The sequence below is a fragment of the Bradyrhizobium sp. Kon37 genome (genome assembly GCF_055807535.1).
The window spans coordinates 1-577 of record NZ_JBVVOY010000106.1; the positions used below are offsets into that span (position 1 = coordinate 1).

Annotated in this window: 1 protein-coding gene; it reads left to right on the forward strand. The window is 43.0% G+C overall.

What is annotated here, in order from left to right; genetic code table 11:
- The first annotated feature begins 215 nt into the window (after positions 1–215).
- On the forward strand, positions 216–554 hold the full coding sequence (locus AC0L3J_RS37285; RefSeq protein WP_473350417.1) for a hypothetical protein: 339 nt from the start codon (positions 216–218) through the stop codon (positions 552–554).
- The last annotated feature ends 23 nt before the right edge of the window (positions 555–577 follow it).

Genomic DNA, 577 nt, shown 5'->3' on the forward strand with positions numbered 1-577 from the left:
TATGTATATTAATCAAGATGTCAACATAAGGAGCATCATATGTCACTACATGAAAATATATGTCATGATTTCGGAATGCAGATGTATTCACAAGATGCAAACAGTCCAAGTGATCAATATTGTGCGTAATGCAGCGACAGCAACGGCAATCTCAAACCCTGGGAAGAAGCGGTATCAGGTTTAGTACGGGGAGTTGCCCTGCCGTACAGTTCCGTGTGAATTACAGGAACGGCGGTATTTTTTATCGTTCAGCGCGTGATGGTTACGGATTCGAAGCTGACTGGTCAGAAATTTACACCACAACACGTAAGCCATCAGCGGGAGATGTTGGTGCATATACGCAGGCAGAATGTAACTCAAGGTTTATTACAGGTATTCGTCTTGGCGGTCTGTCATCTGTTCAGACATGGAATGGTCCCGGCTGGTCTGACAGGTCAGGTTATGTCGTTACGGGTTCAGTTAACGGAAACCGTGATGAATTAATTGATACAACTCAGGCAAGGCCAATTCAGTATTGCATTAATGGAACGTGGTATAACGCGGGGAGTATTTAATTATGATGCACTTAAAAAATATT